We start from the raw sequence: 26,099 nt of genomic DNA on the forward strand, positions 1-26,099 counted from the left end.
ACGGGAGGTCAGAGGCTTGCCCTACTCCATTCGGTCGCCCCTCATTCGGGGTAGGAGAGACGCCAAAGCGAGATAGCGCATGCGATTGCAAGGTAGACCACCATGAGAACTTCACTCACCCCTCAAGAGATCAAAGTCACGTTTTGCACCGTTTCAAGCTCAATCCTGCTGTGTTCATCCATGGAGGTGAAGGCAGGCTCTGCCGAAGATGAAACGCTGCCCTGGTATCGCCAGGACGTACCGGTGCTGTCACTACCCGCTATTTCCATCACCGCCCCCTACCCAGGCCACTTCAGCCCCGCTGACGATGTGCGAAGTTCACGCCTGACGATTGAAGACGCAGCACCCTCCGCCTGGGATCAACTCTACGGCCAACCTTCGCGCCAGGCGCAAACCGACTATATGGCCCAAGGCTCGTCCCTCTCTGGCGGTACCGAATTCAAAGGCCCGGCGATCCTGACGCTGCAAAGTAGCAGCGGACATACCCAGCGAGTCGGGCTGATCGGCGGCACCACCCAGTTCCAGGGCAACAGCAACGGGTTGTTGACCAGTCGCGCCCTGGCGGATCCCGCTACCGACACCCTCAACCTGCAAGGCCAGAGCCTTGGCGCGTACTGGAGCCTGACCGGCCCACAAGGCTGGCACGTGGATTTATCTGCCAGTGGTGGCCGGGTCAACGGTTTCAGCCGCAATGAACAGGGCGCCCGGCAGATGACCGAAGGCAGTGCAGTGACGTTTTCGGTTGAGGGCGGCTTTCCGATCGGCGTGAGTGAGAACTGGGTGGTCGAACCCCAGGCCCAGTTGATCAACCAGCGCATTACCCTGGATACGCCCTATGGCGGATCGGGCAACGCGTCATCCAGCGACCTGACGTCGTGGAGCGGCCGGGTCGGTGCGCGATTGAAAGGGAGCTACGACATCAATGGCCTGGGCGTGGAACCTTATGTTCGGACCAACCTGTGGCACACGGTGTATACCGGCAACACGGTGACCCTCGATCAGGTCGACAAGATCAGCAGCAGCCGTAAATCATCGACGGTGGAGTTGGGGTTGGGTCTGGTGGCGAAGGTGACACCGGTGGTGAGCCTGTACGTCAGCGCCGATTACAGCAGTGATGTGGATGAGAACGATTTGAACGGGTTGATCGGCAGCCTGGGCGTGCGGATGCGCTGGTGAGCGGTTGACATTAAAGAAAGATCGCAGCCTGCGGCAGCTCCTACATTGACCGTGTGTTAACCCGATACTGTAGGAGCTGCGGAAGGCTGCGATCTTTTGATTTACAGTTCCGGCCGCAGAATCAACACCGCCAACGGCGGCAAATTCAAGCCCAGCGACAGCGGCTGCCCATGGCTCGGTTCTTCTTCTGTAAACGCCCCGCCACCGTTGCCGTAGTTGGAACCGGCGTACATCGCCGCATCACTGTTGATGACCTCGGTCCAGCGACCGGCAAACGGTACGCCCACGCGATAACCCTGACGCGGCACCGGGGTGAAGTTGGCCACCACCAATACCGGACGCCCGTCCTTGCTCCAGCGCAGGAACGCATAGACGCTGTTGATCGCATCGTCGCCGATCAACCACTGGAACCCTTGCGGCGCGTCGTCCTGATCGTGCATCGCCGGTTCTTCGCGATACAACCGGTTCAGGTCTCCCACCAGCTTCTGCACCCCTTTGTGCTCGGAGTACTGCAGCAGGTACCAGTCCAGTTGCTGATCGTGATTCCACTCGCGCCACTGGCCGAATTCGCAACCCATGAACAACAATTTCTTGCCCGGATGCGACCACATGAAACTCAGGTACGCGCGCAGGTTGGCGAATTTCTGCCAGCGATCACCCGGCATCTTGTCAATCAGCGAATGCTTGCCGTGCACCACTTCATCGTGGGAGATCGGGAGGATGAAACGCTCGGACCACGCATACACCAGGCCGAAACTCAGCTCGTTGTGGTGATGCCCGCGGTACACCGGGTCCTGCTGGATGTAATGCAGTGAGTCGTGCATCCAGCCCATGTTCCATTTGTAATCGAAACCCAGACCGCCCTGTTGCGTGCTCTGGCTCACACCCGGCCAAGCAGTGGATTCTTCGGCGATCACCAGCGCACCCGGCGCTTCGAGGTTGACCACGTCATTAAGGTGGCGCAGGAAGTCGATGGCTTCGAGGTTTTCGCGACCGCCATGCCGGTTCGGTACCCACTCGCCAGCCTTGCGCGAGTAATCGCGATACAGCATCGACGCCACTGCATCGACACGCAGGCCATCGACGTGGAAATGCTTGAGCCAGTGCAACCCCGACGCCAGCATATAACCGTGCACTTCGGTACGGCCGAGGTTGTAGATCAGCGTGTCCCAATCCTGATGGAAGCCTTCCTGTGGGTTGCCGTACTCATACAGCGCAGTGCCGTCGAACTGGGCCAGGCCGTGGGTATCGGTCGGAAAATGCGCCGGAACCCAGTCAAGGATCACGCCGATATCCGCCAGGTGGCAGGCATTGACGAAGGCGGCGAAATCATCCGGCGAACCGTAGCGGGCACTCGGGGCGAACTGCGAGAGCAGTTGATAGCCCCACGAACCACCGAACGGGTGTTCCATGATCGGCATCAGTTCGATGTGGGTGAAGCCCAGTTCCTTGACGTAAGGAATCAGCCGTTCACCCAATTCATGCCAGGTGTACTGACGGGCCACTTCACCCAGATCGTCCAGCTCGCACTGCCAGGAACCGGCGTGCAATTCGTAGATCGACAATGGCGCGCTCGGCTTTTGACGCTCGCCCCGCGCCTGCATCCACTCGTGGTCCTGCCAGTCAATGTTCAGCGGTGAGGCGACTTTCGACGCGGTGTCCGGTGGCAGCGAGGTTGCCAGCGCCATCGGATCGGCCTTGAGCGGCAGAATGCCTTGGGCACCGAGGATCTCGTATTTGTAGGCTTCACCAGCCTGCATGCGCGGGATGAACAACTCCCAGACACCGGTAGGATGACGCAGGCGCATCGGATGACGACGGCCGTCCCAATTGTTGAAATCGCCGACCACCGACACCCGCTTGGCATTCGGTGCCCAGACGGCAAAGCGCACGCCATCGATGCCATCAACTGTCTTCAGCTGCGCACCGAGGCAACTGCTCAGGTCGCGGTGATTGCCCTCGGCAAACAGGTACAAATCCATCTCGCCCAGCAACGGGCCGAAGCTGTAAGGGTCTTCCGACAGCTGCTCGCCTCCAGCCCAACGGGTGCGCAGCACATAGGGCTGAGCGCGGTCGAAATGGCCAACAAACAATCCAGGGGTCTGGGTCGCTTCAAGGTTGCCGAGTTCTTCCCCGGAGTCCTTGGCGATGACCTGCACGCTCAAGGCGTCCGGCAGATAAGCCCGAATGTATTGCCCGCCGGCGCCATCGCCGTGGGGGCCCAGAATTGCAAAAGGGTCGTGATGCTCGGCGCGTACCAGCGCGTCGATGTCCCGCGTCCCGGGCAGCAGCGCTTCTTTAGCGTGACCCTGTTCCTTGTTCGAGAAACTCATGACTACTCTCCACCAAGATCGGAAAAGGGTTTAAGCCCACTCAATAATCCATATAAACCATGCAACGGCACGGGCAGCCAGGTCGGGCGATTCTCCGCCTCATAGGCCACCTCGTACGCGGCCTTTTCCAGACCGAACAACGCCAGCGCAGCATCCTCGCCTTCAGGATCTTGCCACGCATGAGCAAGACTAGCTGCCGCTCGCCGATAGGCGTCGATAAATGCGATTTTTGCCTCACTCAAATAACGCTCGGCAACCCGCGTGCGCGCAGCTTGCGCAGTTTCGGTGTTGTCGACGTTATGCACATTGATCGTCATCGCCGCTGCGTAATCGAAGGAACGCAACACGCCGCTGACGTCTTTATACGGACTGTGCTTGCCCCGTCGTTCATGCAATGGCCGCGCCGGTTCGCCTTCAAAGTCGATCAGGTACGCATCGCCCTTGATCACCAACACCTGACCCAAATGCAAATCGCCGTGGACGCGGATGCGCAAACCACCGGCCGACTTTTTACCCAGGTCCTGGACATGGCTAAGGATCGCCTTTTTGTTGTCCAGTAAACGACTGACCAACGCTTGGTCTTCGGGGTTCAGTTCGTTTTGATGCTCCTTGAGCAACTTCAACGAGTGCTCAACTTGAGCCGCGACATCCTTGGCCGATGCGAGGGCCTCTTTCTGCGTGGTGATGTGCGGCGCGAAGTCCGGGTCGTCGGTGGGCGCGGCCAGCACCTGGTGCATTTCGCCCAATCGCTGACCCAGCATGCCGGCGAAATCTTCCAGCTCCCCAAGCGCGTTGTAATGTTGTTCCTGCTCGGAGATGGCTTGCGCCAGTTCGTCGCGCAACGCCCGTTCCAGGTTGTTCTGGGTCCATTCCCAGGCGTCGCCCTGATTGCTAAGAAAACCCTGGGCGATCATCAGCAGCGTGTCTTCACCCTGAGCATCGCGGCGAATCACCGAGCCCAGCAGCGGCGAAATATTGCTGAAGCCGGCATTGGTCAGGTAAGCGCTCATCTCCAGTTCCGGGTGCACGCCGGAGGCGATTTTACGAATCAGCTTGAGCACCAGGCTCTTGCCGACCACGACCGAACTGTTGGATTGCTCGGCAGACAGGTAACGCACCTCGGACTCTGCATTGAGCCCCAGTTTGGCCAGTTCGGCAGTCGGTTCGAAACGGATCTCCCCGGCTTCCGAGGGCAAAACCGAATTGCTCTGCATGCCTTGCAGGACCGCACGAATGAAGTTTTCCAGGGCGAACGCATCCGTGATGACGCCGACCTGACGGCCACGCCGTACTCGAGACAGCGCCAACTGTTGCGGCAATGCCGGCCCGACCTGATCTTCGGCGATGAAGCCGAACGGCAGTTGGTAGCGGCTGGTCTGGCCATTGCTGGTGACATCGATTTCGCTGAGCAACACCGGGTGCTGCGCATCGCCAAAGCGCACGCCGTAGGCCAGCTTCACCTGTTCGATGGCGGCATCTTTGCCGGCAAACCAGCGACGGTTCTGCAGCCAGCTAGGCAGAATGCCTTGTTCCAGGGTGTCCCGGGCCGGCGCGTCGAGCAGCTCTTCCATGCGGTGTTTGAGCACCAGCGTAGTGAAGTCCGGCAGGCTTTGCGCCGGTTCGACGTGCCAGCTGGGCATCTGATTCTCCGCGGCCAGGCCGAACCAATAGAAACCGTACGGGGCCAGGGTCAGCAGGAAATTCAACTGGCCAATCGGCGGGAAGGCATTACCGCCAAGCATTTCCACCGGCACCATGCCGACGTAGGCCGACAGGTCCAGCTCCGCCGCTTGTGCACTGCGCGAAACGTTGGCCACGCAGAGGATGATTTCGTGCTTGCCATCCTCCCCGGTGAATTCACGGGTGTAAGCCAGGATCCGCCGGTTGCTCGGCGAGAGCATTTTCAACGTGCCGCGACCAAATGCCTTGGACTGCTTGCGCACAGCGAGCATGCGGCGGGTCCAGTTCAGCAGCGAATGCGGGTCGCCGGCCTGGGTTTCGACGTTGACCGACAGATACCCGTATTGCGGGTCCATGATCGGCGGCAGCACCAGGCTCGCCGGATCGGCGCGGGAGAAGCCGCCGTTGCGGTCAATCGACCATTGCATGGGCGTGCGCACGCCGTCGCGGTCGCCAAGGTAGATGTTATCGCCCATGCCGATTTCATCGCCGTAGTACAAGGTCGGCGTGCCGGGCATCGACAACAGCAGACTGTTCAGCAGCTCAACACGACGACGGTCGCGTTCCATCAGCGGCGCCAGACGTCGGCGGATACCCAGGTTGATCCGCGCCCGACGGTCGGCGGCGTAGTAATTCCACAGGTAGTCACGCTCTTTGTCGGTGACCATCTCCAGCGTCAGTTCATCGTGGTTACGCAGGAAAATCGCCCACTGACAGTTGGCCGGAATTTCCGGGGTCTGGCGCAGGATGTCGGTGATCGGGAAACGGTCTTCCTGGGCCAGCGCCATGTACATGCGCGGCATCAACGGGAAATGGAACGCCATATGGCATTCATCGCCATTCTGGCCTTCAGCGTCGGTGTCACCGAAGTACAACTGCGTGTCTTCCGGCCATTGATTGGCCTCGGCCAGCAACATGCGGTCCGGGTAGTTGGCGTCGATCTCAGCGCGGATCTGCTTGAGGACGTCGTGGGTCTCGGGCAGGTTCTCGTTGTTGGTGCCGTCGCGCTCGATCAGGTAAGGAATGGCGTCCAGGCGCAGGCCATCGATGCCCATGTCCAGCCAGTAACGCATCACCGACAGCACGGCTTTCATGACTTGCGGATTGTCGAAATTCAGGTCTGGCTGGTGGGAGTAGAACCGGTGCCAGAAGTACTGGCCAGCCACGGGGTCCCAGGTCCAGTTGGACTTCTCGGTGTCGAGAAAGATGATGCGGGTTTCGTCGTACTTCTGATCGTCATCCGACCACACATAGAAGTCCCGGGCTGCCGAGCCTTTCTTGGCTTTGCGAGCGCGCTGGAACCAGGCGTGCTGGTCCGAGGTGTGGTTGATGACCAATTCGGTGATCACCCGCAGGCCGCGTTCATGGGCCTCGGAAATGAACCGCCTGGCATCGGCCATCGTTCCGTAGTCTGGGTGTACGCCCCGGTACTCGGCGATGTCATAGCCATCGTCGCGCCGAGGGGACGGGTAGAACGGCAGGAGCCAGATGGTGTTGACGCCGAGGTCGGCTATGTAATCGAGTTTGGCGATGAGGCCGGGAAAGTCGCCGATCCCGTCATTGTTGGAGTCGAAAAAAGACTTAACGTGTACCTGGTAGATCACCGCATCCTTGTACCAGAGCGGGTCCTTGATAAAAGTGGCTGCCTTGGGTTTCTTCGCCATTTGAAACTCCTGTTGAATTCAATAAAGCCACTGCAGCGCAGCGCTCGCAATACACCGGCGTACTCTGTAGGAGCTGCCGAAGGCTGCGATCTTTTGACTTTGACTTTAAAGATCAAAGATCGCAGCCTCGTTGCACTCGACAGCTCCTACAGGAGGTGCGGCGGTGTAGTTACGACGTCGAAATCCGCCAAATCCCGAACGGCTGGTGCGCCGGGTCGATGCGCATGAACTGATACTTGCCGTACCAGGTCCAGCGATGGCCACTCATCAAGTCCTCGCCCTGGGTATGGGCGTCGTCAGGCAGGCCCATCTCCCACAGTGGCAACTCGAAGTTCGCTTCCTGCACGTTATGCGGATCAAGGTTTACCGCTACCAGAATGAAGTTGCTGCCGTCAGCGCTGCGTTTGCCGAAATACAGAATGTTGTCGTTCCAGGCGTTGTAGATCTTCAAGCCCAGGTGCGTCTGCAGCGCCGGGTTCTGCCGGCGAATCCGGTTCAGCTGGGCAATTTCGGCAATGATGTTGCCCGGGGCATTGAAGTCCCTCGGACGGATTTCATACTTCTCGGAGTTGAGGTATTCCTCTTTGCCCGGCACCGGCGCCGATTCACACAGCTCAAAGCCCGAATACATGCCCCATAGACCGGAGCCCATGGTCGCCAGCGCTGCGCGGATGAGGAAACCGGCGCGACCGGATTCGTGCAGGAACGCCGGATTGATGTCTGGCGTATTGACGAAGAAGTTCGGCCGGTAGCACTCGCGCCACGGCGATTCGTTGAGTTCGGTCAGATAAGTCGACAGCTCGTACTTGGTGTTGCGCCAGGTGAAATAGGTGTAGCTCTGTGAGTAACCGACCTTGCCCAACCGCGCCATCATCGCCGGGGTGGTGAAGGCTTCTGCGAGGAAAATCACTTCCGGGTACAGCGCTCTCACGTCTGCAATCAACCATTGCCAGAACGGCAGCGGTTTGGTGTGCGGGTTATCGACACGGAAGATCTTCACACCCTCCTCGACCCAACCCACCACGATGTCTCGCAGTTCGACCCACAGGCTCGGGATCGCGTCAGCGGCGTAGAAATCGACGTTGACGATGTCCTGGTATTTTTTCGGCGGGTTCTCGGCGTATTTGATCGTGCCGTCCGGACGCCAGTTGAACCAGCCCGGATGCTGCTGGAGCCACGGGTGATCCTGGGAACACTGGATCGCGAAATCGAGGGCGATTTCCAGCCCGTGATCCGCCGCCGCTGCAACCAGCCGACGGAAGTCCTCGCGGGTGCCCAGCTCCGAATGAATGGCCTCATGACCCCCTTCAGCACTGCCGATGGCGTAAGGGCTGCCCGGATCGTTGGGACCGGCGGTCAGGGAGTTGTTCGGACCTTTGCGGTGGCTGCGACCGATGGGGTGGATCGGCGGGAAGTACAGCACGTCGAACCCCATGTCCTGGATCATCGGCAGCCGCGAATGCACGTCATTAAAGGTGCCGTGGCGTGCCGGATCGTCGGTGATCGAACGGGGGAACAATTCATACCAACTGGCGAATTGTGCCAACTCGCGTTCAACGTCCAGCGGGTATTCCGGGCTGAGGCTGACGAAGGCACGGTGATCGGCCTGGGCCATCAAGTCAGCGCTACGCTGGTGCAGAAACAGCGCGACCTGCTCGGTTTCGAGCAGACCGGACAGTTCATGATGCAGGGCCGCCAGCGCTTCGCTCAGTTGTCCTTCCGAACGTTCGGCCGCCTGTTGAACGTGCGTGCGACCTTCCTGCAGCTCAAGGCTGACCGGCACCCGTGCGGTGTGCTTTTTTTCCAGCTCGTAACAGAAGCTGGCGAACTGGTCGATCCAGGCTTCGATGCAATAGACATAACGGCCCTGGCGTTCCACGCGAAACTGGCCCTGCCAACCGTTATTGCCGAGCTCGCCCATGACTGCGGACTGCCACTGCTCGTCGCCTTCGGCGCGCCAACGCACCCGTACAGCCATCTTGTCGTGACCGTCGGCAAATACCTTGCTGGTCACCACCACGTCCTGCCCGACCACGGCCTTGACCGCGAACTGGCCGCCATCAAGGATCGGCATGGTGTCTTCAATGGCAATACGCGGCAGCAATAAAGCCTGCGACAGCGGAATGTGCGGGTTGTAGCTCAACTCATTAGGTTTTTCGATCGTCATCGAGCATCTCTCCTTTACGCCCCATGGACGCTCTTGTGCTGGGTCGACGTTCGCGCAAAGCGCTCAGCCCTGGAATGAACTCACTAAGGTTCCGAGCGACCTGCGCCGCTAAAGTTCACGCTGATTCGCTTGGCTGATTACGGGAATCAATTCATTTGTCCGGTGGTCAACAGACTTAAGCACGACTCACGCCATGTGCCACTGGAGCTTGAACGATGAATATTCCAATCCCTGCTGAAACGCCCGATCCGAATATCGACAATCCGACGATCCCCCCGACCGAGCCTGAGCCGGTTCCCGAACAGGAACCGCCTGGAACCATCCCGCCACCACGGGAAGATCCGCCAGAGACTATGCCGCCTGTGATTGTCGGTCCTGACGTATAGGCGCTGGTAGGAGCAGGTAGGAGCTGGTTGGAGCATGTAGGAGCTGTCGAGTGAAACGAGGCTGCGATCTTTTGATCTTGCTTTTAAAAAACAAAGTCAAAAGATCGCAGCCTCGTTTCACTCGACAGCTCCCACCAGTTCCTCCCTGCTCCAACCAGTTCCTACCAGTTCCTACAGAGATTCACGCATTCGCTGAGTCCTACGGTTCATCACGTTCCTTATCCTCATCCTTATCCAGCAGCTTCACGATCCGCGGCATCACGCTGAAGATCGCCAACGCCAATAACGTACTGAGCACCGCTGTCGATTCACGCCCCAGCCCCGCGGCTACTCCAATCGCAGCGGTCATCCACAACCCGGCGGCGGTGGTCAGGCCCTTGACGTGGCCTTCATCGCCTTCGGTGTTTTTCAGGATGGTGCCGGCGCCCAGAAAACCGATCCCGGCAATCACCCCCTGCACCACCCGGCTCATCGCGTCGGCCTGAGACCCGGACATTTGCGGCACCAACACAAACAGTGCCGCGCCCAAGGCCACCAGCATGTGGGTGCGAACCCCGGCGGCCTTGCCCTTGTGCTCGCGTTCAAACCCGAGAATGCCGCCCAACAGCGCAGCAATCACCAGTCTCACGGTAATTCGTGTCAATTGTGCGGCGTCGCCGATGTCGGCGAATTCCGCTTGCAGGGTCACCCATACTTCATGCCACCACGCGTTCATGCGGCTGTCCTTGTGAATTGGTCTAGACGATGGACCGCGCCGACCATTAATCGGTTGCACCGAACGATGCCGACGACTGACGCCCTAATGCTAGAGAACCCCCGCAGAAAAAAGGACATCACCATGACCGTGCGCATCGAAAACCAGACTTGCTTCTTCACCCTCGAGAACGGCGAGGAAATTCGCCTGTGCCCCGACGTCACCGTGATCACCGATTCCGAAAAAGCCATGTCGGCGGTGGAGCTCAATGGCCAGCGCGTTTACATCACCGAAGCAGAAGCCGACGCATTGACCGTAGCAGGCGCAGTGGATGGTCGTAAGCATTTGAAGGCGACCGACAGTGATTCGGTGATTTAGCTGACGCTGATCAACAACGCCCGCAGACGGCTGATATAGGCGTCGATGTCCCGCTGTGGCGGATGCTTCAACTTGTCGCAGGGAGCGGATCAGGGCTCATCTGATCCGCTTTTTATTGCGATACCTGAGTCTGTTATGCAAACAGATCGACGCTCATAGTGCTCCGGCCTGATGGAGGCTGATGAGCGAAAGACCATGAGCGAAAGAATTCCCGTCCGAACCGTAGAAAGTATCGCGCCTGTACAGACCTATGAGCCCTCGCGTCCAAAGATGAAGGCCAGGTCCAGCGACAACCTGATCCACACCCGCAGCTTCACCGGACTGTTTCGCAACCTGCGATTGACCGGTGCTGGCTTCCTGTTCTTGCTGTTCTTCGGCACGGTGTGGTTGAACTGGGGTGGCCGCCAGGCGGTGCTGTGGGACCTGTCCGAAAGCAAATTCCACATCTTTGGCGCGACGTTCTGGCCGCAGGATTTCATCCTGCTGTCGGCGCTGCTGATCATTGCGGCGTTCGGTCTATTCGCAATTACGGTATTTGCTGGCCGGGTGTGGTGCGGCTACACCTGCCCGCAGAGCTCCTGGACCTGGATCTTCATGTGGTGCGAGAAGATCACCGAAGGCGAACGCAACCAGCGGATTAAACTGCAGGCCGCGCCCTGGACGCTGAACAAACTCATGCGCCGCTCGGCCAAGCACACGCTGTGGCTGGCGATCAGCCTGCTCACGGGCCTGACATTTGTCGGCTACTTCACCCCGATCCGGCCACTGGCCGAAGAGCTCCTGACGCTGCAAATGGCCGGTGTCAGCCTGTTCTGGGTGCTGTTCTTCACCGGTGCCACCTACATCAACGCCGGCTGGTTGCGTGAAGCCGTGTGCATGCACATGTGCCCGTATGCGCGGTTCCAGAGCGTGATGTTCGACAAGGACACCCTGACCATTTCCTACGACGTCGCTCGCGGTGAAAACCGTGGACCGCGCAAACGCGAGGTCAAGCCTGCCGACGTCGGCCTGGGCGATTGCATCGACTGCCAGGTGTGCGTGCAGGTCTGCCCGACCGGCATCGACATCCGCGATGGCTTGCAGATGGAGTGCATCGGCTGCGCGGCGTGCATCGACGCCTGTGATTCGATCATGGACAAAATGGGTTATGCCCGTGGACTGATCAGCTATACCTCCGAGCACGAGTTGCAAGGCGGCAAGACGCACTTGTTGCGCCCCAGATTGATCGGTTACACGGCGGTGCTGCTGGTGATGATCGGCGCCCTCGCCCTCGCGCTGGTCGAGCGGCCCATGGTATCGCTGGATGTGAGCAAAGACCGGGGCCTGTTCCGTGAAAACAGCCAGGGCCAGATCGAAAACATCTACAGCCTGAAGGTGATCAACAAGACCCAGCAGCGTCAGGATTACCGGCTGACCCTGGTCGATGGCGATGGCTTCCAGCTCCAGGGCAAGACCGAACTGAGCCTGGCGCCCGGCGAGATCGTTGATGTGCCGGTGTCGGTGGCGATGACGACAGAACGCCCCAGCAGCAGTTCGCAGAGCATCAGCTTCAAGATTGTCGACAGCGATGAACCGCAGATTTATAGCGTGGCCAAAAGCCGGTTTGTAGCGCCGATGAATCGGTGATCCCTTAACATGCAGACGCACGATCCCCTGTGGCGACGACTCGACAAGCTCCCTCGCCACAGAGGACCGCGTCATATGAACAATTTCAATTCGGGCATTCGATGAAACGCTACGAAAAATTCGCCGACGACATCGCTGAACTGATCCGCTCCGGCGTTCTCGGCCCCGGCCAACGGGTGCCTTCAGTGCGCTACGCCAGCCAGACCCATGGTGTCAGCCCTTCGACGGTGTTCCAGGCGTACTACCTGCTGGAGCGCCGCGGCCTGATCCGCGCCCGGCCGCGCTCTGGCTACTTCGTCAACGCCCATGCACCCAGCCCGTTTTCCGAGCCGGTGATCAGCAGTCAGGTCAACGAATCCACCGAAGTCGACGTCAGCGAACTGGTGTTCTCGGTGCTCGACTCGATCAAAGACCCGAACACCGTGCCCTTTGGCTCGGCATTCCCCAGCCCGGCGCTGTTTCCGCTGCAACGGTTATCACGCTCCCTGTCCAGTGCGGCGCGGGAAATGGACCCGCGCATGGTGGTCACCGACATGTCGCCAGGCAATCCGCACCTGCGCCGGCAGATCGCGCTGCGCTACATGGTCGGCGGCCTGATGCTGCCCATGGAAGAACTTTTGATCACCAATGGCGCCCTGGAAGCGTTGAACCTGTGCCTGCAAGCCGTCACCGAGCCCGGCGACCTGGTGGCCATCGAGGCGCCGGCGTTCTACGCGTGCCTGCAGATCCTTGAACGCCTGAAACTCAAAGCGGTGGAAATCCCCGTGCACCCGCGCGACGGCATCGACCTCGGCGTCCTTGCGCAGACCCTGGAACGGCATCCGATCAAGGTGTGCTGGTGCATGACCAGTTTCCAGAACCCCATGGGCGCGACCATGCCCGAGGCGAAGAAACAGGAACTGGTGGAGTTGCTGCGTCGTCATCAGGTGCCGTTGATCGAGGACGATGTCTACGCCGAACTGTATTACGGCCAACACGCGCCGAAGCCGGCCAAGGCGTTTGATACCGAGGGCCTGGTGATGCACTGCGGCTCCTTTGCCAAAAGCCTCGCGCCTGGTTACCGCATCGGCTGGGTCGCGGCCGGGCGTTACGCGCAGAAAATCGAACGGCTGAAACTCATGACATCGCTGTGTGCGTCGATGCCGGCCCAGGCGGCGATTGCCGATTACCTGCAACACGGTGGTTACGACCGGCATCTGCGCAAACTGCGCTATGCGCTGGAGGAGCAACAAAGCGCGATGCTCGCCGCCATTGCCCGTTATTTCCCGGCGCAGACACGGGTCAGCCAGCCTGCAGGCGGGTACTTTCTCTGGCTGGAATTACCGGCACAAATGGATTCTTTGAAGTTGTTTCAGATGGCGCTGGCGCAAGGCATCAGCATTGCGCCAGGGCCGATATTTTCGCCGACCCAGCGCTTCAGGAATTGCATCAGGCTGAACTATGGCAGCCCTTGGGATGAAGCGGCCGAGAAGGCGATGGAGACGTTGGGACGGATCGTGCGGTCCTTTTAACGGCAAAAGATCGCAGCCTTCGGCAGCTCCTACATGTACTCAATACCCTGTAGGAGCTGCCGCAGGCTGCGATCTTTTGATCTTCAGGACCTAACGCCCACCGCCCAGATCGACAAAGGTCCCCGTCGCATACGAAGCCTTGTCCGACAGCAGCCACACAATCGCCTCCGCAACCTCATCCGGGCGCCCGCCCCGGGCCATCGGAATGCCTGACTCCAGCTTGCTGACCCGATCCGGATCGCCACTCAACGCATGGAAGTCGGTATAGATATACCCCGGCCGTACGGCATTTACTCGAATGCCCTCACCCGCGACTTCCTTGGACAGGCCGATGGTAAAACTGTCCAGCGCGCCTTTGGAGGCGGCGTAATCAACGTATTCGTTAGGCGAGCCCAGGCGCGAGGCCACCGACGAGACGTTAACGATACTGCCGCCCTGCCCGCCATGCTTGGGCGACATGCGCAGGATCGCGTGCTTGGCGCAGAGGATCGGCGCCAGCACGTTCGTCTTGAGAATTTTGAGAATGCGAAATTCGGACATTTCGTCGACCCGGGATTTGTGCCCGACAGTACCGGCGTTGTTCACCAGCGCGGTGACCCGGCCCAGCTCGTTGTCCACCCGCTGAAACAGGCCGATCACTTCATCTTCGTTGCTGACGTCGGCACGTACTGCGATGGCTTGAGCGCCGAGGGCGCGCACCTGTTCGAGCACGTTATGCGCGGCTTCTTCGTCAGCCTGATAGTTGATGCAGATCCGGAAGCCCTGTTCGGCGGCCAGAAGCGCTGTCGCGGCGCCGATGCCTCGGCTCCCACCGGTGATGACGATGACTTTGTCCATGCTGTCTTTCCCCATTTGCAAGCTTAAGCAGTCGGGGCCAAGAATAACCGGCATTCGCAGGATTTGCATAAACCTTGTAGCAGCTGTCGAGCCTGCGAGGCTGCGTTCGGCGACGCAGTCGTCGTCAATCAAGCTCATGCTCCTGAACCATCGCGTAGCCTGATCTCACGACGACAGCGTCGCAGGCTCGACAGCTGCTACAGGATTAAGTGTTAACCGCTGCCAGCTGTTCGCCACGCACAATGTCCATCATGAACCGCTCAGCCGGCAGCGGATGTCCGAGCAGGTAGCCCTGCAACGAATCACACCCCAATTGCGTCAGGAAATCCTGCTGCATGTCGGTTTCCACCCCTTCGGCAACGATGCGCAAACCCAACGCCTGGCCCAAGGCGACGATGGCCGACACGATCGCCGCATCATCGCTGTCGCGTTCCAGATCGCGGACAAACCCACGGTCGATCTTCAGCTCATTGGCCGGCAGGCGTTTGAGGTACATCAGGCTTGAATAGCCAGTACCAAAGTCATCGATGGAAAGGTCGACCCCCATTTCCGACAACGCCTGCAGCACGGTCATGCTCGCGTCGGCGTCGCTCATCGCCGTGGTCTCGGTGATTTCCAGGGTCAGGCTGTTGGCCGGCAAGTGGTGGGTGGCCAGGGCCTTGGCAACGCTCTGGACCAGACCGACGTGGCAGAACTGCAGCGCAGAAAGGTTCACCGCAATGCGCCAGTCGGTGTAACCGAGCACGTACCATTCGCGCATTTGCCGACAGGCTTCGTTCAATACCCACTCGCCAATCGGAATGATCAGGCCGGTCCGTTCCGCGAGCTCAATGAACTTGTCCGGCAACAGCATGCCCTGAGTCGGGTGTACCCAGCGCAAGAGCGCCTCGGCGCCAACCGGCCGGCCATTGGCGGCGTCGAACTTGGGTTGGTAATACAGGCTGAACTGCTGCTGTTCCACGGCAGCACGCAGGTCTTGCAGCAATTGCAGCTGTTTGCGGGCGTTACTGTTCATGGACGCGTCGAAGAAGCTGTAGCCGTTTTTTCCAGCGCCTTTGGCGTGATACATCGCGGCATCGGCGTTCATCAGCAACTCCTGAGCCGTTTCACCGTTACCCGGATAGATCGCAATGCCGACGCTGGCGGAAATCTGTAAATCGTGTTCGGCGACATGGAACGAACGCCCGATCAACCCGACCTGCCGTGCTGCCAGATTCAACGCGTCATTCTGTTCGGCCAGTTGCACCAGCAGGAGAAATTCGTCGCCACCAATCCGTGCCAGGGTGTCGTGGCTACGCAGGTCCTCGCGCAGGCGAGCCGCGACTTCGCGCAACAACTGGTCGCCCATATGGTGGCCGAACGCATCGTTGACCGGTTTGAAACCGTCCAGATCGATAAACATCAGCGCAAAACAACCGCCCTGTTCGCGGACCATCAGCATCGCCTGGTCGATCCGGTCGGCGAGCAAGACCCGATTCGGCAGGCCGGTCAGGGGATCATGCAGGGCCAATTGAGTCAGTTCGCGGTTGGCTTCGGTCAGCGAGTGGGCAAGACTCGCGGTGCGTGCTTCCATCCGCGCATCCAGAATCGAGGTCAGCAAGGCAATGCTCAACACTGCCAGCGTGGTGATCAGCACCAGGTTGTCGAGGCCCTTGCTGTTCAGGCCGTTGACCGCCGCACCGCAGAAACTGCCGTCCGGAAAACGCGCCGCAGCCATGCCGGTGTAGTGCATGCCGACGATGGCGATGCCCATGATGATGGCCGCGCCACAGCGGATCAGAGCGACGTAAGGGGTGTGCTGGCGCAGTCGGAAGGCGATCCACAACGCCGCTCCCGATGCGCCGACGGCGATCAGCAGCGAGGCCGTGAAGAGTGTGGGGTCGTAATCGATACCCGGCTGCATGTGCATCGCCGCCATGCCGGTGTAATGCATGGCGCTGATCCCGCCCCCCATGATCAACGCGCCGAACAGCAGTTGCCACGCGGGCAGTCGGGGTTGACTGACCAGCCACAGGGCAAAGCCGCAGGAGAGGATTGCAATGAGCAACGACAGCGACGTGAGGGTGACGTCGTAACCCAGGTCAATGGGCAGCTTGAACGCGAGCATGCCGATGAAATGCATCGACCACACCCCGACGCCCATCGCCAGCGCACCGCCCGCCGTCCATAAATGCACGGCCCGGCCCTTGGCCGTGGCAATACGTTCGGTGAGGTCGAGCGCAGTGTAAGAGGCGAGAATCGCTACAAAAAGCGAAATGACGACCAGCGTGGGCGAATAGCTTCCGATGAGCATGTGGCTTCTCTGAATCCCCTCCGTACCGCTTCCCTTCTCGGAGGCTGAAAAGTGGCGATTGTACGGATTCCAAATGAGAACGCACTCACAAAATGAGCAAAATGCCAGCAGTCCGATGAAACGCTTGTTTGATTTCCAGAGAAGGCTCTAAACCGCACCCAAATTCACCGTAGGAGCTGTCGAGTGAAACTAGGCTGCGATCTTTTGATTTTGTTTTTTACAGACAAGATCAAAAGATCGCAGCCTCGTTTCACTCGACAGCTCCTACAGGTTTCTACAGGATCCTGCTCCGCTTCTACATTGGTTCGGTGTGCCCGTCCCACCCGCCGCCCAGCGCTGCGATCAGTTGCACACTGGCGATCAGACGACTCTGCAGCAGATCGAGCATGCTGCGTTCGTTGTTCAGGGCCGTGGCTTGAATCACCACCACGTCGAGGTAGGCAATCAAACCGGCCTTGTACTGGTTCTGGGTCAGGCGCAGGGACTCGCGGGCTGCGTCCAGCGCTTGCTGGCGCACTGCGGATTCGTTTTCCAGCACCTTGAGCTGGACCAGGTAATTTTCCACTTCACGAAAGCCATCGAGCACGGTCTGGCGGTACTTGGCCACGGTCTCGTCGTAGGCGGCTTCGCTGCGATCGACTTCCGCCGAGCGCTGGCCGCCGTCGAACAGGGTCATGGCCAGTTGCGGGCCGACCGACCAGAAGCGGTTCGGTACGCTGATCCAGTTGGAGGAAGTGCTGCTGCTGTAACCGCCATTGAGGCTCAGCGTCAGGTCCGGGTAATAGGCCGCCTTGGCCACGCCGATGTTGGCGTTGGCCGCCATCACTGAACGTTCGGCGGAAGCAATGTCCGGTCGCCGTTCCAGCAATTGCGATGGCAAGGTCAGAGGCACTTCTGGCAACACAGGAATGTTCCGGGATTCTGCCAGGCTGAAGTCAGCCGGAGGCAGCCCGATCAGTACGGCAATGGCGTTTTCGAACTGTGCCCGCTGCCAGATCAGGTCGATCATGTCAGCCTGGGTGCTCTTGAGCTGAGTCTGGGCCTGCGCCACCGCATCCTTGCCAGAGACGCCTGCACGGTACTGGTTCTGAGTCATTTTCAGCGAGCGCTCATAGGCCTCGACCGTGGCTTCCAGCAGGCGTTTTTGCTCATCGATGACTCGCAGTTGCAGGTAGTTCTGCACCAGCTCCGACTGTTGGCTCAAACGCATTGCCGCCAGATCGGCAAAACTCGCCTGGGCGTTGGCTGTGTCAGCTTCGAGCCCGCGACGCAGCTTGCCCCAGACATCCGCCTCCCAACTCACACCGGCCTGCGCCGTGTAGGTGTCGCGAATACCGCTGGAAGAACTGCTCAGGCTCGAACTGCTGCTCCCCGTGCCCTGGCTGGAGCGGTTCTTGCCAACGGTCAAGTCCACGGTCGGAAAAAACGCACCGCGCGCGCTGCGCACCAAGGCCTGGGCCTGACGGTACTGGGCTTCGGATTGAGCCACGGTCTGGTTGGCGCTGTTGAGTTTCTCGATCAGTGCGTTGAGCTGCTGGTCGCCGTACAACTCCCACCAGGCACCCCGCGCCAGGGAATCACTGGGATTGGCTTGCCGCCATCCGGCGGCTTCCTTGTATTGCACCGGTGCCGCTGCTGGCGGGCGCTGATAATCCGGGCCGATGGCGCAGGCACTGAGCATGCCCACGCACAGCGCCAGGCTCAACAATCGCGAGCCTCGGGCCGTGATCACGGGTGCAGCCAGGGAGAAAAGCGAACGGTCAGTCATAGCGGAGTTTCCAGAGCAGCATCGGTACGCACCCCACGCCAGTGGTTGAAGCGATGGCGCAGTTTGTCGAGATAGAGGTAAACCACCGGGGTGGTGTAAAGGGTCAGCACCTGGCTGAAGATCAGCCCGCCGATAATCGTCAGGCCCAATGGCTGACGCATTTCCGCCCCTTCGGCGCGGCCGAGCAGCAAGGGCAAGGCGCCAAGGATCGCCGCCAGCGTGGTCATCAGGATCGGCCGCAGACGCTGCAGACAAGCGCTGCGAATGGATTCCAGAGGCGTCATGCCTTGATGTCGCTCAAGCTGCAACGCGAGGTCGATCATCAAAATGGCGTTTTTCTTCACCACGCCGATCAGCAGGAACAGCCCCAGCAACGAGATCAGGCTGAATTCCCCCCCGAGCGCGTAGATTGACAGCAGCGCCCCCACCCCGGCGGACGGCAAGGTCGACAGAATGGTCAGCGGATGAATGTAGCTTTCATAGAGCACGCCAAGCACCAGGTACACGGCGACCAACGCGCCGAGAATCATCCAGGGCTGACTTTTCTGGGTGGCGGCAAAGGCATCGGCAGTACCGGCCATTTTGACGATCACGTCTTCCGGCATACCCAGTCGGGCGATTGCGCGCTCAATGGCGGCCGTGCCCTGCTCAACCGTGGTCCCTTCAGCCATGTCAAAAGAAATGCTCTCGGAGGCGAACTGACCTTCGTGGCTGACACGATCGTCTTCCAGGCTGGCTTCATAATGGGCAATGGTCGACAGCGGAATCCGCGCACCGTCGGCGGTGATCACCTGCACCTGCTTGAGGGTAATCGGGTCCTGGGCGTATTTCGGATTGACCTCCATCACCACCTGATACTGGTTGAGGCTGTCGTAAATCGTCGAGATCTGCCGCTGGCTATACGCGTTATTGAGCACCGAGGTGACCATGTCCATGTCGACACCCAGGCGCTTGGCCTGGTCGCGATCAACGATCAGCGTCACTTGCTGGGCGCCACGGCCTTCGCGTGCGTCGATGGCCGTCAGTTCCGGCAGGGCCTTGAGCGCTGTGACGACTTTCGGGTACCACTCGCGCAACTCGCCCAGGTCGGCACTTTGCAGGATGTACGAATACTGCGACGTGGTCTGTTCACGGCCACCGCCGAACTGCAGGTCCTGATCGGCCATGAGCATCAGCTGCGCACCTGCGACTTTGGGCATCTCCTTGCGCAGCCGTTCGATGACTTTCTGCGCGGAGAGGTTGCGTTCCTTGATTGGCTTCAATCGCACCAGCATGAACGCGTTGTTGGTTCCGTTACTGCCCCCGATGAAGCCCGCCACGCTTTCCACCGCCTCATCTTTCAACACGGCGCGCCGGAATGTTTCCATCTTCGGCTGCATTACGCTGAAGGACAAACCGTCGTCGCCCCGAACGAAACCAATCAGCTGCCCGGTATCCTGCTGCGGCATAAATGTTTTAGGAACAACGATATACAGCGCAATGTTAACGCCGACTGTCACGAATAAACTGAGCAGTGTCAGGCGTCGATGACGCAGTACCCAGTCGAGGCTGGTCGCGTATTTGCCAACCATCCATTCGTTGGTACGCCGACTCCAGCGTTGCAGCCGGTTTTCCTGACCCGGCGTGTGCGGCTTGAGCCAGCGGGCGCAGAGCATCGGTGTCAACGTCAGCGAAACCACCAGCGACACCACGATGGACGCAGCCAGGGTGATGGAAAACTCGCGGAACAGACTTTCGATGATCCCGCCCATGAACAGGATCGACAGGAAGACCGCCACCAGCGAGACGTTCATCGACAGCAAGGTAAAACCGACTTCCTGCGCCCCGAGGTACGCCGCTTTCATCGGCGGGACGCCGTCGTCGATGTGGCGGGAAATGTTCTCAAGCACCACGATCGCATCGTCCACCACCAGGCCGGTGGCAAGAATCAACGCCATCAGCGACAGGTTATTCAACGAGAATCCGTAGAGGTACATCACCGCGAACGTGCCCACCAGCGACACCGGTACCGCCAGCGTCGGAATCAGCGAGGCGCGGAAATTACCCAGAAACAGGAACACCACCAGAATCACCAGCGCCACGGCGATCAGCAGGGTCATTTCCGCCTCGTGCAGCGTGGCCTTGATGACGGGCGAGCGATCCATCGCCAGGTTCAGTTTGACGCTGGCCGGCAATACGGCCTGCAGCGCCGGCAACTGCGCCTTGATCTCGTTGACCGTCTCAATGATGTTGGCGCCGGCCTGACGGTTGATCACCAGCAATACAGCGGCGTCATTGTTGAAGAAACCGCTGTTGTAACGGTCTTCGACGCCGTCGCTGACCTTGGCCACGTCCTTCAGGCGCAAGGCTGCACCGTCCGCGTAGTGAATGATCAGCGACTCGTAATCCTTGGCTTTTTCCAGCTGGTCGTTGGCCTGGACCTGCCACAACCGCTGGCCGTCCTCGACCGAACCCTTGGGGCGACGGACGTTGGCATTGGCGATGGTGTTGCGCACGTCATCCAGCGCCACGCCGTATTGGTTGAGCGCCTGGGGTTCGAGTTCTATACGCACCGCAGGCAGTGAGCTGCCGCCAATCTGCACTTCACCGACGCCCTGCACCTGGGACAGGCTTTGGGAAAGAATGGTCGAGGCCAGGTCGTAGAGCTGGCCCTTTTCCAGAACATCGGAGGTCAGCGACAGCACCATGATCGGTGCCTGGGACGGGTTGACCTTTTTGTAGGTCGGCATGCTGCGCATACCGCTAGGCAGCAAGTTGCGCGAGGCGTTGATCGCCGCCTGCACTTCACGGGCCGCGCCGTTGATATCGCGATCAAGGTCAAATTGCAGGATCACCCGGGTCGAACCCTGGCTGGAGCGACTGCTCATGGTGTTCACACCGGCAATCGCACCAAAGGAACGTTCGAGCGGTGTGGCCACGGTCGACGCCATCACCTCCGGACTCGCCCCGGGCAGGCTGGCCTGGACCACGATCACCGGGAAGTCCATTTGCGGAAGCGGTGAGACCGGCAACAGGCCGAAGCTAACGCCCCCCAGCAGCATGATCGCCAGGCTCAGGAGCATGGTCGCGACCGGCCGCTTGATGAAAGGTCCGGACAGGTTCATGGCTGCTCTACCGCTTCCACAGGCTCGGACTTGTGGCCCCAGCGACGCCCGAGGCGATCGAAATACAGGTAGATAACCGGGGTGGTGAACAGGGTCAGCACCTGACTCACCAGCAGACCACCCACCATCACAAGACCCAGTGGCTGACGCAGTTCTGCGCCGGAACCGGTGGCCAGCATCAAGGGTACGGCGCCGAACAACGCCGCCAGTGTGGTCATCAGGATCGGCCGGAAACGCAATAGCGCGGCTTGATAGATCGCGGTCTCAGGGTCCAGGCCCTGATTGCGTTCAGCGTCGAGCGCGAAGTCGATCATCATGATCGCGTTCTTCTTCACAATACCGATGAGCAAAATGATGCCGATGATCGCGATCATTCCCAGGTCATTGCCACTCAAAAGCAACGCCAGCAAGGCGCCGACAGCGGCCGATGGCAAGGTCGAGAGAATGGTGATCGGGTGAATGTAGCTCTCGTAAAGCACGCCCAGCACGATGTACATCGTCACTACCGCCGCCAGGATCAGCAGCAAGGTGCTCGACAGCGACGCCTGGAAGGCCTCGGCAGCCCCCTGGAACTGCGTCTGCACGCCCAGTGGCATGCCGATGTCCTTCTGCACCTGCTCGATGATCTCCACCGCATGACCCAGCGCCACGCCAGGGGCCAGGTTGAAAGACATCATCACCGCCGGGAACTGACCGATGTGCGTGATGGCCAACTGCGCTTGACGCTCTTCGATATGCGCCAGGCTCGACAGGCGCACCTGGCCGCCATCGGTGGTCTTGACGTGTATCTGGTTCAGCGCGTCCGGGCCGATTTTCTCACCCGACTGCGATTGCAGGACTACGCGGTACTGGCTGGCCTGGGTGTAGATGGTGGAAATCTGCCGCTGTCCAAACGCGTCGTACAAGGCATCGGTAATGTTGGCAACCGAAACACCGACGCGCGACGCGGCATCGCGGTCGATCACCAGGTAAACCTGCAACCCCTTGTCCTGCAAATCGCTGGCAACGTCGGTCAGTTCTGGTTGTTGCGCCAGGGCTTCGACCAGACGGTTGCTCCACAGGCTCAGCAACTCCGAATCCGGTGACGACATGCTGAACTGATACTGGGTGCGGCTGACCCGGTCTTCGATGGTCAGGTCCTGTACCGGCTGCATGAACAGCCTGATGCCGATCAGCTTGTCTACTTCCGGCTGCAGGCGAGCGATGATTTCGGTCGCGCTCAGGTCCCGCGCGCTGTGCGGCTTGAGGTTGATCAGCAAGCGGCCGCTGTTGAGCGTGGCGTTGTCACCGTCGACGCCGATGTAGGACGACAGGCTTTGCACCGCAGGGTCCGCGAGAATGATTTTGGCGAGGTCCTGCTGACGCTCGCTCATGGCCGCAAAGGAGATCGACTGCGGCGCCTCGGAAATCCCCTGGATCACCCCGGTGTCCTGCACAGGAAAGAAGCCTTTCGGCACGATCAGGTAGAGGAACACGGTCAACGCCAGCGTGCCGATAGCCACCAGCAACGTCAGCGGTTGATGCTTGAGCACCCACTGCAATTTGCGCCCGTATGCCGCGATCATCCAGTCGATGACCGCACCACTGGCCCGATAGAAACGGCCCTGTTCTTCTTCCTTGGGTTCACGCTTGAGCAACCGCGCGCACATCATCGGCGTGAGGGTCAGGGACACGACCAGGGAAATCAGGATCGCTACCGCCAGGGTGATGGCGAATTCGCGGAACAGGCGCCCTACTACGTCCGCCATGAACAGCAGCGGAATCAGTACGGCGATCAACGAGAGCGTCAGGGAAATCAGGGTGAAACCGATCTGTTTGGCGCCCTTGAGCGCCGCATTCAGCGGTGTTTCACCCTCTTCGATGTAACGGGAAATGTTCTCCAGCATGACGATCGCATCGTCCACCACGAAACCGGTGGCGATGGTCAGGGCCATCAAGGTCAGGTTATTGACCGAGAACCCTGCGAGGTACATCACGCCGAACGTACCGATCAGCGACAGCGGCACGGCGACCGACGGAATGATCGTGGCACTGGCTCGGCGCAGAAACAGGAACGTCACCATCACCACCAGCGCGATGGCGATCAGCAACTCATGCTGTACGTCTGTTACCGAGGCGCGGATGGTTTGCGTGCGGTCGGTCAGGACCGTGACCTCGAGGCCCGCTGGCAGGTTATCGGTGATGCTCGGCAGTAGCGCCTTGATCCGGTCGACCACTTCGATGACATTGGCGCCGGGTTGGCGCTGGATGTTCAGCAATACCGCCTGGTTTTCGTTGGCCCACGCGGCCAGCCGTTCGTTCTCGGCGCCGTCGACGATTTCCGCCACATCCTTGAGCCGCAACGGTGCGCCGTTGGCGTACGCGAGGATCAGGTTGGCGTAGTCCTTTGGCGATGTCAGCTGGTCGTTGGCATCGAGCATCGAGACCCGGGTCGGGCCGTCGAAGTTGCCCTTGGGCTGGTTGACGTTGGAGGCGCCGATCAGGGTGCGCACATCGGAGAGGTTCAAGCCATTGGCCGCGAGCGCCTCCGGGTTGACCTTGATCCGCACCGCCTGGCGCTGGCCACCGGCAATGCTGACCATGCCGACACCGCTGATCTGGGCAATTTTCTGCGCCATGCGCGTGTCGACCAGGTCATTGAGCTTGGGCAACAGCATGGTCTTCGAGGTGATGGCCAGGGTCAGTATCGGTGTATCCGCCGGGTTGACCTTGTTGTAGACCGGCGGTGCTGGCAAGTCCTTGGGCAGCAGGTTGGTGGCGGCGTTGATCGCGGCTTGTACCTGTTGCTCGGCGACATCCATGTTGATGTCGAGGCTGAAACGCAGGGTCAGCACCGAAGCGCCGCCGGAACTGGTCGACGCCATTTGTGTCAGGCCGGGCATCTGGCCGAACTGACGTTCCAGCGGTGCCGTCACGGCACTGGTCATCACATCGGGGCTCGCGCCGGGATAGAGCGTCATCACCCGGATGGTCGGGTAGTCGACCTGGGGCAATGCCGACACGGGCAACAACCGGTAAGCAATGATGCCGGCCAGGATAATGGCCAGCATGCTCAGCGTAGTGGCTACCGGGCGGAGGATAAACAGCCGCGAGATGTTCATGCGCCGCCCTTTTTCGCCTTGTCGACTGTCGCGTCAGGCGCACTGGCCGCGGACTTGCCTTGCAGGTGTTCGGTCGGCGTAGCCGGTACGTCCTTGCTGTCGTTGACCACTTCCACTTCGCTGCCTTCCTTCAAGCGGTCGGTGCCTTCCAGGACCACGCGATCCCCGGCGGCAAGGCCTTCGGTGATCACCGTGTTGTCACCGTCGCTGACACCCACTTTCAACTGGCGGATCGTGACTTTCTTCTCGCCATCCAGTGCGTAGACAAAGGTGCCGTTGGTGCCGAACTGAATCGCTGCCGACGGTGCAAGCACGACGCCCTTGAGGGTGTCGGCCAGCAAGTGGACGTTGACGAACTGGTTGGGGAACAACGCTTGATCGCGATTATCGTAGCGGGCCTTGAATTTCAGGGTGCCGGTGGTGACGTCGATCTGGTTATCGAGACTCTGCAGCACGCCGGTGGCCTGCAACTTGGTGTCGCCACGGTCCCAGGCTTCGGCAGGCAATTTGGCGCCCGAGCGATAACGCTCCAGCACCACGCTCAAATTGTTTTCGGGCAAGGTGAAGGCAACGCTGATGGGTTGAGTTTGCGTGATGATCGCCAAGGCGGTGGTGTCATTGGCCGCCACCAGATTACCCACGTCCAGTTGACGCAGGCCGACACGACCGGCGATTGGCGCACGAATCCTGGTGAATTCGAGATTGAGCTTGGCGTCGTTGACCGCCGCCTGATTGGTCTTGACCGTACCCTGATACTGGCCGACCAGTGCTTCGGCGGTGTCCAGAGTCTGCTTGGCGATACTGTCTTCGCGGAACAGGCCACGGTAGCGTTCAACGTCGACCTGGGCGTTTTTCAACTGCGCCTGGTTTTGCAGCAAGGTGCCTTCAGCCTGCAACAAGGCATTCTGGTACGGCCGTGGATCAATCTCGGCCAGCAGATCGCCGGCCTTGACCATCTGCCCTTCCTCAAAGGAAATCTTGATCAGTTCGCCGCCGACACGACTGCGCACATTGATCGTGTTGAGCGCGGTGACCGTGCCCAATGCCTTGTAGTACAGCGGGAAATCGCCCTTGACCGCAGGCGCCACGCGCACAGGAATCGGTCCGGTCGCCCCGCCGAAACCGGGACGCATTCCGCCTGACTTGCCCGTTTTCCCGGCGGCGACCTTCTGCTCTGCGGCCACCTTTTGGTCACTGCCTGCCGGCCAGAATTTCCAGCACACGCCTGCGACAATCAACAGGACAAGCAGGCCGAACAGCCAGCGACGGGGACTACGGGAAGAGGATTGCATTGAATGATCAACCATTGGGCGCGTGGGCTTCTTTTACGGGAGGCTGAACGATAAGCACTGGCGGGTATTAAGCAAAGCGGCTTTACCGG

Annotated in this window: 14 protein-coding genes; 4 read left to right on the forward strand and 10 right to left on the reverse strand. The window is 60.0% G+C overall.

Going from position 1 to position 26,099, the window contains the following annotated elements:
- The first annotated feature begins 102 nt into the window (after nt 1–102).
- Nucleotides 103–1,176 (forward strand): autotransporter domain-containing protein, encoded by a 1,074-nt coding sequence (locus AC3ZVB_RS16490; RefSeq protein ID WP_490147151.1) that lies wholly within the window; start codon nt 103–105, stop codon nt 1,174–1,176.
- Nucleotides 1,177–1,277: 101 nt separating this feature from the next.
- Here the strand turns inward: AC3ZVB_RS16490 and glgB are convergent, their stop codons facing one another.
- The 4 genes from glgB to AC3ZVB_RS16510 all read right to left on the reverse strand — a co-directional run bounded on the left by glgB (nt 1,278) and on the right by AC3ZVB_RS16510 (nt 10,121).
- Entirely contained in the window at nt 1,278–3,509 is a 2,232-nt protein-coding gene (gene glgB / locus AC3ZVB_RS16495; RefSeq protein WP_490147152.1) for a 1,4-alpha-glucan branching protein GlgB, read from the reverse strand.
- Nucleotides 3,510–3,511: 2 nt separating this feature from the next.
- A complete protein-coding gene (gene treS, locus AC3ZVB_RS16500) occupies nt 3,512–6,853 on the reverse strand; it encodes a maltose alpha-D-glucosyltransferase (RefSeq protein WP_490147153.1) in 3,342 nt (1,113 codons plus the stop codon).
- A 169-nt stretch (nt 6,854–7,022) separates the two neighbouring features.
- Entirely contained in the window at nt 7,023–9,020 is a 1,998-nt protein-coding gene (locus tag AC3ZVB_RS16505) for an alpha-1,4-glucan--maltose-1-phosphate maltosyltransferase (protein WP_490147154.1), read from the reverse strand.
- 585 nt (nt 9,021–9,605) lie between these two features.
- Nucleotides 9,606–10,121 carry an MgtC/SapB family protein gene (locus tag AC3ZVB_RS16510; protein WP_194693209.1) on the reverse strand — a complete coding sequence of 172 codons (516 nt, stop codon included), beginning with the start codon at nt 10,119–10,121 and terminating at the stop codon, nt 9,606–9,608.
- Nucleotides 10,122–10,244: 123 nt separating this feature from the next.
- Between AC3ZVB_RS16510 and AC3ZVB_RS16515 the strand changes: the two genes are divergently transcribed.
- From AC3ZVB_RS16515 to mapR, 3 genes are all read left to right on the forward strand, one after another.
- Nucleotides 10,245–10,478 (forward strand): DUF3203 family protein, encoded by a 234-nt coding sequence (locus AC3ZVB_RS16515; protein WP_162436716.1) that lies wholly within the window; start codon nt 10,245–10,247, stop codon nt 10,476–10,478.
- Between the two features lie 195 nt (nt 10,479–10,673).
- Nucleotides 10,674–12,104, forward strand: a complete 1,431-nt coding sequence (ccoG, locus tag AC3ZVB_RS16520) for a cytochrome c oxidase accessory protein CcoG (RefSeq protein ID WP_162436717.1) — start codon at nt 10,674–10,676, stop codon at nt 12,102–12,104.
- 101 nt (nt 12,105–12,205) lie between these two features.
- Complete coding sequence (mapR, locus tag AC3ZVB_RS16525; protein WP_194693211.1) at nt 12,206–13,615, forward strand: GntR family transcriptional regulator MpaR; 1,410 nt, start codon at nt 12,206–12,208, stop codon at nt 13,613–13,615.
- Nucleotides 13,616–13,705: 90 nt separating this feature from the next.
- On the opposite strand, the gene AC3ZVB_RS16530 is transcribed toward mapR, so the two are convergent.
- The 6 genes from AC3ZVB_RS16530 to AC3ZVB_RS16555 all read right to left on the reverse strand — a co-directional run bounded on the left by AC3ZVB_RS16530 (nt 13,706) and on the right by AC3ZVB_RS16555 (nt 26,025).
- A complete protein-coding gene (locus tag AC3ZVB_RS16530; RefSeq protein ID WP_490147155.1) occupies nt 13,706–14,452 on the reverse strand; it encodes an SDR family oxidoreductase in 747 nt (248 codons plus the stop codon).
- Between the two features lie 205 nt (nt 14,453–14,657).
- On the reverse strand, nt 14,658–16,745 hold the full coding sequence (locus AC3ZVB_RS16535) for a putative bifunctional diguanylate cyclase/phosphodiesterase (RefSeq protein ID WP_490147156.1): 2,088 nt from the start codon (nt 16,743–16,745) through the stop codon (nt 14,658–14,660).
- 295 nt (nt 16,746–17,040) lie between these two features.
- Nucleotides 17,041–18,513 (reverse strand): efflux transporter outer membrane subunit, encoded by a 1,473-nt coding sequence (locus AC3ZVB_RS16540; protein WP_490147157.1) that lies wholly within the window; start codon nt 18,511–18,513, stop codon nt 17,041–17,043.
- Nucleotides 18,510–21,617, reverse strand: a complete 3,108-nt coding sequence (locus AC3ZVB_RS16545; RefSeq protein ID WP_194693214.1) for an efflux RND transporter permease subunit — start codon at nt 21,615–21,617, stop codon at nt 18,510–18,512. Before AC3ZVB_RS16545 ends, AC3ZVB_RS16540 begins: the two co-directional genes overlap by 4 nt.
- Nucleotides 21,614–24,718, reverse strand: coding sequence for an MdtB/MuxB family multidrug efflux RND transporter permease subunit (locus AC3ZVB_RS16550; protein ID WP_490147158.1), 3,105 nt, complete (start codon nt 24,716–24,718; stop codon nt 21,614–21,616). Before AC3ZVB_RS16550 ends, AC3ZVB_RS16545 begins: the two co-directional genes overlap by 4 nt.
- A complete protein-coding gene (locus tag AC3ZVB_RS16555; RefSeq protein WP_490147159.1) occupies nt 24,715–26,025 on the reverse strand; it encodes an MdtA/MuxA family multidrug efflux RND transporter periplasmic adaptor subunit in 1,311 nt (436 codons plus the stop codon). Before AC3ZVB_RS16555 ends, AC3ZVB_RS16550 begins: the two co-directional genes overlap by 4 nt.
- Nucleotides 26,026–26,099 lie beyond the last annotated feature (74 nt).

Source organism: Pseudomonas sp. MDV22-iso1 (genome assembly GCF_058145095.1).

Bases quoted from the DNA above. Each gene is read 5' to 3' on its own strand.
- mapR (WP_194693211.1), top strand. From the start codon at position 12,206: ATGAAACGCTACGAAAAATTCGCCGACGACATCGCTGAACTGATCCGC.
- treS (WP_490147153.1), bottom strand. From the start codon at position 6,853: ATGGCGAAGAAACCCAAGGCAGCCACTTTTATCAAGGACCCGCTCTGG.
- AC3ZVB_RS16550 (WP_490147158.1), bottom strand. From the start codon at position 24,718: ATGAACATCTCGCGGCTGTTTATCCTCCGCCCGGTAGCCACTACGCTG.
- ccoG (WP_162436717.1), top strand. From the start codon at position 10,674: ATGAGCGAAAGAATTCCCGTCCGAACCGTAGAAAGTATCGCGCCTGTA.
- AC3ZVB_RS16545 (WP_194693214.1), bottom strand. From the start codon at position 21,617: ATGAACCTGTCCGGACCTTTCATCAAGCGGCCGGTCGCGACCATGCTC.
- AC3ZVB_RS16535 (WP_490147156.1), bottom strand. From the start codon at position 16,745: ATGCTCATCGGAAGCTATTCGCCCACGCTGGTCGTCATTTCGCTTTTT.
- AC3ZVB_RS16530 (WP_490147155.1), bottom strand. From the start codon at position 14,452: ATGGACAAAGTCATCGTCATCACCGGTGGGAGCCGAGGCATCGGCGCC.
- AC3ZVB_RS16515 (WP_162436716.1), top strand. From the start codon at position 10,245: ATGACCGTGCGCATCGAAAACCAGACTTGCTTCTTCACCCTCGAGAAC.
- AC3ZVB_RS16490 (WP_490147151.1), top strand. From the start codon at position 103: ATGAGAACTTCACTCACCCCTCAAGAGATCAAAGTCACGTTTTGCACC.
- AC3ZVB_RS16505 (WP_490147154.1), bottom strand. From the start codon at position 9,020: ATGACGATCGAAAAACCTAATGAGTTGAGCTACAACCCGCACATTCCG.
- AC3ZVB_RS16540 (WP_490147157.1), bottom strand. From the start codon at position 18,513: ATGACTGACCGTTCGCTTTTCTCCCTGGCTGCACCCGTGATCACGGCC.
- AC3ZVB_RS16510 (WP_194693209.1), bottom strand. From the start codon at position 10,121: ATGAACGCGTGGTGGCATGAAGTATGGGTGACCCTGCAAGCGGAATTC.
- glgB (WP_490147152.1), bottom strand. From the start codon at position 3,509: ATGAGTTTCTCGAACAAGGAACAGGGTCACGCTAAAGAAGCGCTGCTG.
- AC3ZVB_RS16555 (WP_490147159.1), bottom strand. From the start codon at position 26,025: ATGGTTGATCATTCAATGCAATCCTCTTCCCGTAGTCCCCGTCGCTGG.